Genomic DNA, 9,143 nt, shown 5'->3' with positions numbered 1-9,143 from the left:
CTAACAAAGACCGCCTCCGCGGGCTGGAAGAAAGACAAACAAAGACGGCGATTTAAATCGCTTCTACACTAACAAAGACCGCCTCCGCGGGCTGGAAGAGTTAATCAGATTAGTTGAAATTTAATTAACATCATTCTTTTGATATACTGAGATTCGTTATTCCAACTAGCAATTATAACGCTTTTATGGCAATTTTAGAATTTTTATTGGTAATTGGTTTGGGCGGATTCGCAGGCTTGTTGATTGTCAACAATCTGAATGAAAGCAAGCAAAAGCGACAGTTGGATGAGGCTTTTTATCAGTTGTTGGAAACTCAAAACAGTCAGATGTCGCTGATTCAATTGGCTGCTAGCGCGAGAGTTGAGGCTGAAGTTGCTCAGCAGTATTTAAACCGACAAGTTAAGATTTTTTCGGCGATTTTAGAGGTGGATGATGAAGGGGATACTTTTTATCGGTTTCCGAGGTTGCGCTTGCCGCCGAGTTCTGGTAAGGAATGGTAAAGCAGTTGACAGTTGATAGTTGACAGTTGACAGTTGACAGTTGTCAGTGGTTAGTTGTCAGTTTCCTAATAATATTTAGTGGCTTTTAACTAATTTAATGCTGATTAAAGATATCGGAGAACAAGGTCTTTTAAGAATATTACAAAAATTCTGTCCCGCCGAAATTGTGGGTGATGATTGCGCTGTACTTCCGACAAATCCTCACCAATCTCTGGCGGTGACGACGGATATGTTGGTGGATGGAGTGCATTTTAGCGATCGCACCACCAGCCCTTATGACGCAGGATGGCGCGCCGCAGCCGCGAATTTGTCGGATCTGGCTGCGATGGGTGCAAAGCCTCTGGCGGTGACTGTAGCCCTGGCTGTGACGGCGGATACGGCTGTGCTGTGGGTGGAGGAGTTTTATCGGGGGATGACGGCTTGTTTGGAAGTGTATCATACGCCGATCGCGGGTGGGGATGTTGTGCGATCGTCTGTGGTGACAATTTCGATTACTGCTTTTGGGGAGGTTGAGTGCGATCGTACCATTCGTCGGTCAAATGCGCGGGAGAATTGGGCGATTGTGGCTACTGGTGTGCACGGGGCTTCTCGCGCGGGATTGGAGTTGTTGTTGAATCCTGAATTTGGGCAAAATCTGGAAAAGGGCGATCGAACTTCTTTAATTCTCGCTCACCAGCAGCCTAAACCGCGATTGGATGTTTTGCCCATTTTGTGGGAAATTTTAGATGCTGCGGGTGAGTTTGCGATTGCTGGAATGGATAGCAGCGATGGTTTGGCTGATGCGATTATTCAAGTTTGTCGGGCTAGCGGTGTTGGTGCAAATGTCGATCGCCAAAAAATCCCAATTCCCCCTATTTTCAGCCAACTTGTATCACCTGAAACTGCTTTAGATTGGGCATTGTACGGTGGTGAAGATTTTGAGTTAGTGCTGTTTTTGCCGATCGCAAATGCTGAGTTATTAGTAGAAAAAATCGGAAATGGAGCCGCGATTATCGGCATGACTACCGATAGCACAGATATTTGGTTGACTGATAGCAGTGGTATTTATGGTGATATTAGATTGGAGAGCGATCGGGGATTTCAACACTTCTGAATCATATCTGATCTTAGTCCGCGTAGGCGGACATCGTTTGTGTAGACGCGGTTTCTAACCGCCGGGTTTCTAACCGCCTGGTTCATGATTCGACACTTCTTCCACCTCCCGCAAGATATCATTAACTGGTTGACTTTCGGAATTGGGTAATTGTGCAACAGATTTACGCCCAAACAATCTCAATCTACCATTAATTTTCCACGCACCATTAATCCAACCCATCAATCCAGAAACCAGGATGACAGCCAGGAGACTCCACAACAGACTAGCTAGGGCCGGATGAATGCGATCGCCATTTTGAGGTATTCTGAACACTATGTCTCTCTCTACATAATTCGCAACCGCAGACACCACAATGCCTCCAGCGCCTAATCCAGTACCGAGTATTTCAATTTTTCTTTCTAGGGAGCGATCGCATTCTGCTTGTTCAATATCGACAATTCCTCCCACCAACTCCACCGCAATCTTAATCAAATCAGTGCCATGTTTGAAATAGCCTAAATCGCCCTTAATTTGTTCTTGAAAATACGGACAAGTTCTATCAATGAAAAACTTGAACGTTGTCAAATCATCAGTTGGTATCTGCAATTTATCGCTAATTTGCAACAACTTTTCTTGATAGTTGTAAACATGAATATTAATCGTGTTATTAAAATCTTCTAAACATTCCAAAGCTCTTTCATAATTCAAGCTTTCTCGAAGTAACTCTTTTAGTTTGGTTTTTAGATACTTTAACGATTCATCTATATTAATACTTTGCCTCGAATCAACTCCAGTTGACAATTCAATCCGACTTACCTCGGTGATTTTTGCTTCTAGCTTTTCGATTGTTTGCTCAATCTCTAAATATCGTTCCTTAAGTAGATCGTAATTTCTGCGACTATCAATAAAAGCTTTGGTGATTTTATGGCGGTGATAAAACAGTTCAAACAAAGGTTGAACAATCTTCCCTAATTTTCCCTCAATGTCATCATCAACCAGATAAACAAATACCTGTACTTGACTTTTGGGAGAACTATACTCAAACATCGGAGAATCGAATAACTTAGTATCACGGTAAAAAGGTGGACGCACAGACTCTTCTGGGAAAAGATGTTTTAAACATTCATCTGCAACTTTGCGAAAGTCATTGTCACTTGGCTGTTGATAAGTTTTTGATTTGTAAGTAATCAAAATAGTTTGTCCTAGCCAATTTTCATGACTATCAGCAACCAAAAGATTATTAACATTGAATTGTGTTAATGCTGCGACTTCTAAGTCTTTGTTTTCGTCAGTTTCTGGGCTGCCAATTCTCGCTAAGATACCTTCACTATCATCGATGCGACAAAATCTTAAGGAACCATCGATTTGATTTGAATGCTCTAATTTGTTGGGTTTAGTGAGGGGATAACTGAGGTTTGCTTGAGAAAAAACTTTGGTTTTGTCCAGACTGAAATATTGCCAGATACTATTTGCCCAAGTCCAGATTGAGTCAACATCAGTTTTACTTTTGCTGCTGAGTTGGTAGCTGTAGATATAGACTTGGGGATGGTCAATTTTTAGCATCTGGTGCGGGGGGAATTGAGGGTGGTTGAATGCGTTGTTTTAAGTTTGCTTCTAGCTTTTTGATATCAGGATAGTTATTGGTGAGTGTTTCATAGCCCGGTGTGACTTCCGGTTCTGCATCATCAAGATTTTTGCGAGTCAGATTGGCAATCTGCTCTGCTACTTCGGGAAAATTTTGATAGACTTTATTAATAGCTTCTTTAACTGCTTTATCAGTAGCATCAGACTCAGCTATCGGCAAAACAGTCTTGAGTAATTCTTCAATAAATGGCGGAGTCAGAATCTCTGGGGCTTTGGTAATCGCGTTATAGATTTCCGACAAAATCAGGGTTTTCATCATAAGTTTACCTCAAAAATGGATGTACAATGTCAAGTGCTGTAGGAGCGGGTTTTACCAAAAACCAATAATCTCGTAAACCCGCCCCCACCAAATTTTGATTAATTTTGTTCAGCTTGTTTTTGTTGAGCTTCAGTGACAATCTTTGCTACTTCAGCTACCGGCAAGTCTAAGAATAGAGCAATTTGTTCTGTAATTAATCCCACATTAAACATTCTGAGGATTGCAGCTTTTTCTCGTTGTTTAGCTTCAGCTTGTAATTGAGCTTCTGCTTCAGCTTGTCCTTCCGCAAAAACATCTTGATAGAATCTGGTTTTCTTTAAGTCACTGAGGTTCAACATGGCGGCAATTTCCTCTCTGGATTTTTGGGGTAACTTGTAAACAATGATAGTTTCTAGTAAGTTGATGAAGCTCTCTCTGACTGCGATATTCACTATTTCGGTTTCGGCTTGTCTGGCTAAATTTATAGCCAAATCCGAGGCCGTGTTTTCTGGTTCGATTACCAGTTTAAGTAATTTTATCGGTAGAGATGCTGTTTCTGGTTGGGTAAGTTCATCCAGGTAAATGCGGGTGATTTTTGGGAGTGCCAGCATTTCCTGAAAGTGGATGTCACTTTCTCTTTCTGTTTGCCGATTTGGGTAAATGACTACCAATTGCCAAGGGTGCGGCGGTTGGTATTGTTTGAGATAGATGAATAGTTCGGCAAATAGACGATAATACAGATTTGGGTCTGGTTGAAATTGGACTTCCACAATGTAGAATGGTAATTGAGAATCTGCGACAATTGGCAGAAACAAACCATCTAGGCGAAAGGCTAATTGTTTGACTTCTTGGGATGTGAATTGGTATTGGTTTGTAGCATCGGCAGGTATGCCCAGCAGGGCAAAGAAAATAAACGGAAATTCTTGGAAGATGCTGTAAAATAGGCTGTCGGTTTTCATCGATCGAATTTAATCTTTCTTTGAATTATACCCTATTCATTCACGATCGTATCATAATCCCAAGTGCTGTAGGGGCGGGTTCGCCGAAATATTTGACACCCATCGATGGATTATAAAAACCCGCCCCCACCCCACCGAAATATTTAGATCGCAATTCTATTGTACAAATAGATTGTGCGTTATATCATAGCCGGGGCGGGTTTATGAAATCTTTGGTTTTTATCGGAGATTGTTGGTGAACCCGCCCTTACAATATTTGCACATTCACATTATAAACCTATAGCACAAAACGCTCCCCAATGATAAACTTTGCCGTAGGGTTTTACGGTCAGTGGATAACGTCCTAGATATTCCGTAACATCTTCCTTTTGCTCTCCATCGAAACTCTCCGAACCTTCCACCCATTCTAGCAAATCTGAAGTAGTAGCAGACTTAAACCAGCGCTGGGTATCATGGAGCGCTTGACCAATGCTAACTCCAGGTTGCAGTACCTCATAGAATTTTACCATCATCAAGGCTGTCGAGAGGTCATTGACAGCCCAAAGACTGGCCAAAGTTCCCATTGCTCCCGCGTAGAGAAATCCCGTTGGTAATCCAATATAATCGGAGCGATTCTGCGTATCGATTAGCGCGGTTTCGCAGGCGGAAAGCACTACTAGGCGGCACTGTTTGAATCGCAGTCCGAAAATTTCAGCCAAAGTCAGGCATTTGTCAATATCCGCTGTTTTGCCTTCGCGCCATTCCACATAACGATCAGATGCCCCTAAATCTTCGATGATACCCCCTGACAAAATCAAAAACGACTTCAGCGGCTCATCAGGATTAAACGAACCGTGACAGGAAAAATGCGCGCAATGAGCATTTTCTAACTGCTCTAAATACTGTTCCAAAAGATTAGTTTTACTCGCTTCCGAGCCCGGAAGAATTTGACTGATGGCGAATTTGGGGGCGATGCTGGCGACTTCCAAATCGGTGTAGGGAAGATCCGAGGTGGGGTTTTGCAGGGCCAGGAGTTGGTCGAAATTTGGGTGGATTGTAATCTGTTGCAGGAGTTGGCAACTGGGGCTGTATTGAATCCCTTGGGTGAATCTATCTAACAAGAATTCGTCGTCGGTTAGGGGTAGGGCGTGGAGGGGGAACAGGTGCAGCAACCAGTGGGGAATTAGGATTAAGCGGGTACTTTGTGAGGGCAGAATTGTGGTGATTTGGAGGATTTCGGCAAGACGCTGGAGATAGTCGGAGAGTTTGGTTTGCCAGTGGGTTTTGCTTTGTTTGTAGTCGGCCCGGTAGTCATTAACTAAGTTGATTAATTCATCGCATTGAGGATTTCGATGCACTGTCAGCACGTCGGGGTAAGTGAGGACAAAGGTGATGATTTCTTTGTCGGTGATGTACCACTCAATTAGGGCGGTGTCTGGGGTGAGGAGTTGGATAATTTCGGTGAAAGTAATGGGTTTTAGGACTTGGGGGGTTTCCTGTTTTTGGGCGATGACTTCGACAAGGTTGCGGGCTTTGTTGGCTTCGGCATATAAGAGTGCTTCTTGGTTGCTTTGGCGATCGAGGCATACTTGCACCATGCCCATGTAGAGTTTATCCCACTCCAAATCGTGTTTTTGCTTAGTTTCATCTCCCGACTCCAACTCTCGTAGTTTGGAGGCTCTGATTATGGCATTTTTAAAGGTATCGTAGGCACTTTGGAGAGTTGGTGCTTTTTGGTTTGTGTCTTCTGGTTTTTCTCGGTTAATGTAGTCTAGTTTCTTCAGATAAGCCAAGCCCAGGTTATTTAAAGTTTCTACGTTTTCTAACGGGAAGTGCTCGCGAGTGCTTATCTGTAAAACCAAATTGTAAAAAGCGATCGCCTGTTCGATATTGTCTGCTTTCTCTCCCCTGATTCTTTGGCAGTAGGCAATTGCCAGATTATTTTGCGTCGTTGCCCAATATTCGGGAAAAGCCTCGCGGGTGAAGACTTCCAGGGCGGCATTGTAAAAAGAGATCGCCCGTTCGATATTGTCTGCTTTCTCTCCCCTAATTCTTTCGCGGTAAGCTTCTCCCAGATTATTTTGGGTCTCAGCCCATCTTTTGGGAAAGTTATCACTGGTGTAAACTTCCAGTGCGGCCTTGTAAAATGCGATCGCCCGTTCGATATTTTCTTCCCGCTTTCCCCTGATTCTGTGACGGTAAGCTTCTCCTAGATTATTTTGGGTCTCAGCCCATCTTTTGGGAAAGTCATCGCGGTTGCGGGTGCGGATTTCCAGTGCGGCAGTGAAAGATGCGATCGCCTTTTCAATATTGTCTGCTTTATCTTCTTTGATCCTGGAATAGTAGGCAGCCGCCAGATTATTTTGCGTCGTTGCCCAATCTTGGGGAAAGGCTTCGCGAGTACGAACTTGTAGTGCCTCTTGGTAACAAAAGATCGCCCCTTCCAGATTTTCCGCCCGAGAACCTTTGATTCTTTTACTATAAGCAGCAGCTAGGTTATTTTGAGTTTGAGCATATTTTTCGCTTCCCGGTTCCCGATTATTTAAAACTATTTGATAACCAGTAATGGCAATTTCAAGATTATTCGCTCTATTCCCACGGGGAAATTGATTAATATGAATACTCAAATCTTCAATGAGGGCGACAATTGAGCTAATTGTTTCTGCGTTTTCGCCATCAAGTAACCTCTGGGATACCTGCTGTAAAAACTCGGCAAAACGGCTATTGAGGAGATGTTGCCGTTGATCGAGCATGGGGTAAATTACTTTAATATCGCTATTACTAGCTTCTTCTGCTTGCAATAATTCTAGGATAAAGTTGGCATACTCTTGGAAATTTTCACCTTGAGAGTTATTGCTATCTCCGTCATCGTTCATATCGATGAATTGCCCTAGGTGACTGGCCAGATTTCGGAGGAAATTCGCGCCATTTTCACCTCCTTGTGCTGCCAACTTTGCCGCTACTGACTCGCAAGTTTCCAGAAATCCGCGATCCAATAATTCTGAGTTATCTTGTAATATCTGGGGTTCATCTCCGTTAGGGCAATTCAGTAGGGTGTGAATTAATTGGAGATAGGCTTCGGCGCGGGTTTCTTCCATTGTGGAGAGTTGTGAATAACACCTATGTTTTATTTTATCATAGTTGGGGTTGGTTTGATGGGTGGCGAGAAACCGGGTTTTTACGAAGATATTCGATGCGAGGCGAAGATATCGGAAAAAACCCGGTTTCTGAGACTGTGGGTGGTGGCGAGAAACCGGGTTTTTACGAAGATATTCGATGCGAGGCGAAGATATCGGAAAAAACCCGGTTTCTGAGATTGTGCGTGGTGGCAAGAAACCGGGTTTTTGCGAGGATATTCGATGCGAGGTGAAGATATCGGAAAGAACCCGGTTTCTGAGATTGTGCGTGGTGGCGAGAAACCGGGTTTTTGCGAAGATATTCGATGCGAGGCGAAGACATCGGAAAAAACCCGGTTTCTGAGATTGTTAAAGCAGCCTCACTTTAGGCATTAGCCAGCTTCTTTTGAATCATTGCCCAATATTCAGGGAAAGCCTCACGGGTATATACTGTTAAAGCTGCCTCATAAAACGATCGCGCCTTTTCGATATTTTCATCCCGCGAACCGTTGATTCTGTCATTATGGGCATTACCTAGGTTATATTGAATCATTGCCCAATCTTCAGGAAACTGTTCGGGGGTACGAACAGTTAAAGCAGCGTCAAAAAATGCGATCGCGCGATCCAGATTTTCCGCCCGCGAACCGTTGATTCTGTTAGCGTAAGCAGCAGCTAGGTTATTTTGAGCCATTGCCCAATCTTCCGGGAAAGCCTCAAGGGTGTAGACTGTTAAAGCAGCGCCATAAAGGGCGATCGCCATTTCCACATTTTCCGCCCGCGAACCCTTGACTCTGGTAATATAGGCAGCAGCTAAGTTGTTTTGAGTTTGAGCAAACTTTTCGCTTCCCGGTTGCCGATTATTTAAAACAAGTTGATAAGCGGCAATGGCAATTTCAATATTATTCGCTCTATTCCCACCGGAAAAATTACTAATATTAATGGTCAAGTCTTCAACGAGGCTGACAATTGACTCAATAGTTTGGGCATTTTCGCCACCAATTAACCTCTGCAATACTTGCTCTAAAATCTCCGAAAAACGAGCATTGAGAAGATGTTGTCGTTCGGCTAGCATCGGGTGAATTACTGCTGTATTGCTATTGCTACCATCTTCTGCTTGCAATAACTCTAAAATAAAGTTTGCATACTCTTGGGCATTTTCACCTACGGAGTTATCGCCATCGTTGATATCGATTAATTGTGATAACTGGCCGATCAGATTTCGCAGGAAATCAGCGCCGTTTTGTCCTCCTTGCTGTGCCATTTTTTCGGCTACCAACTCGCAAGTTTCCAGAAATTCGACATCCAACAATTCTGAGTTATCTTGTAATATCTGGGGTTCCGATCCGTTGGGGCAATTCAGCAGGGTGTGAATTAGTTCTAGGTAGGCTTGGGCGCGGTTTTCTTCCATTGTTGGGGAGTTGTGAATAATGTCGGGTTTATTTTATCATGGTTGGGGGTTTTGGGGGTTGTTGCAAAGATAAGACGGCGGTTGGAAACCGCGTCTACACAAACGATGTCCGCCTCCGCGGACTGAAGAAGATAACGTAATTTCACCGCCTTTTCTTCAACCCGCGGAGGCGGGTTTTGTCTGTGTAGACGCGGTTTCCAACCGCCGGGTTTCCAACCGCCGGG

Annotated in this window: 8 protein-coding genes; 2 read left to right on the top strand and 6 right to left on the bottom strand. The window is 43.7% G+C overall.

The features are described from left to right. The first annotated feature begins 185 nt into the window (after positions 1–185). Both JGK11_RS31425 and thiL read left to right on the top strand, forming a co-directional pair. Positions 186–500, top strand: a complete 315-nt coding sequence (locus tag JGK11_RS31425) for a hypothetical protein (RefSeq protein ID WP_293186771.1) — start codon at positions 186–188, stop codon at positions 498–500. 97 nt (positions 501–597) lie between these two features. Beyond that, entirely contained in the window at positions 598–1,593 is a 996-nt protein-coding gene (thiL, locus tag JGK11_RS31420; protein ID WP_293214320.1) for a thiamine-phosphate kinase, read from the top strand. A 69-nt stretch (positions 1,594–1,662) separates the two neighbouring features. On the opposite strand, the gene JGK11_RS31415 is transcribed toward thiL, so the two are convergent. The 6 genes from JGK11_RS31415 to JGK11_RS31390 form a co-directional block, all read right to left on the bottom strand. Further along, complete coding sequence (locus tag JGK11_RS31415) at positions 1,663–3,138, bottom strand: hypothetical protein (protein WP_293214318.1); 1,476 nt, start codon at positions 3,136–3,138, stop codon at positions 1,663–1,665. After that, positions 3,125–3,478, bottom strand: a complete 354-nt coding sequence (locus JGK11_RS31410) for a hypothetical protein (RefSeq protein ID WP_293186774.1) — start codon at positions 3,476–3,478, stop codon at positions 3,125–3,127. Before JGK11_RS31410 ends, JGK11_RS31415 begins: the two co-directional genes overlap by 14 nt. A gap of 98 nt (positions 3,479–3,576) precedes the next feature. Beyond that, the gene (locus JGK11_RS31405; protein WP_293214316.1) at positions 3,577–4,416 is read right to left on the bottom strand and encodes an Rpn family recombination-promoting nuclease/putative transposase; all 840 of its coding nucleotides are present in this window, start codon (positions 4,414–4,416) and stop codon (positions 3,577–3,579) included. A 269-nt stretch (positions 4,417–4,685) separates the two neighbouring features. After that, positions 4,686–7,493 carry a CHAT domain-containing tetratricopeptide repeat protein gene (locus tag JGK11_RS31400; protein WP_293214314.1) on the bottom strand — a complete coding sequence of 936 codons (2,808 nt, stop codon included), beginning with the start codon at positions 7,491–7,493 and terminating at the stop codon, positions 4,686–4,688. Positions 7,494–7,896: 403 nt separating this feature from the next. After that, complete coding sequence (locus JGK11_RS31395; RefSeq protein WP_293214312.1) at positions 7,897–8,919, bottom strand: tetratricopeptide repeat protein; 1,023 nt, start codon at positions 8,917–8,919, stop codon at positions 7,897–7,899. After that, positions 8,889–9,143: hypothetical protein (locus JGK11_RS31390; RefSeq protein WP_293193766.1), on the bottom strand; the 255-nt coding region annotated here is incomplete at its 5' end. The genes JGK11_RS31390 and JGK11_RS31395, both read right to left, overlap by 31 nt.

Origin of the sequence: Microcoleus sp. PH2017_34_RAT_O_A, assembly GCF_020737885.1 — a bacterium.
Lineage (GTDB): Bacteria > Cyanobacteriota > Cyanobacteriia > Cyanobacteriales > Microcoleaceae > Microcoleus.
This window is presented reverse-complemented; position numbering and strand designations above follow the sequence as displayed.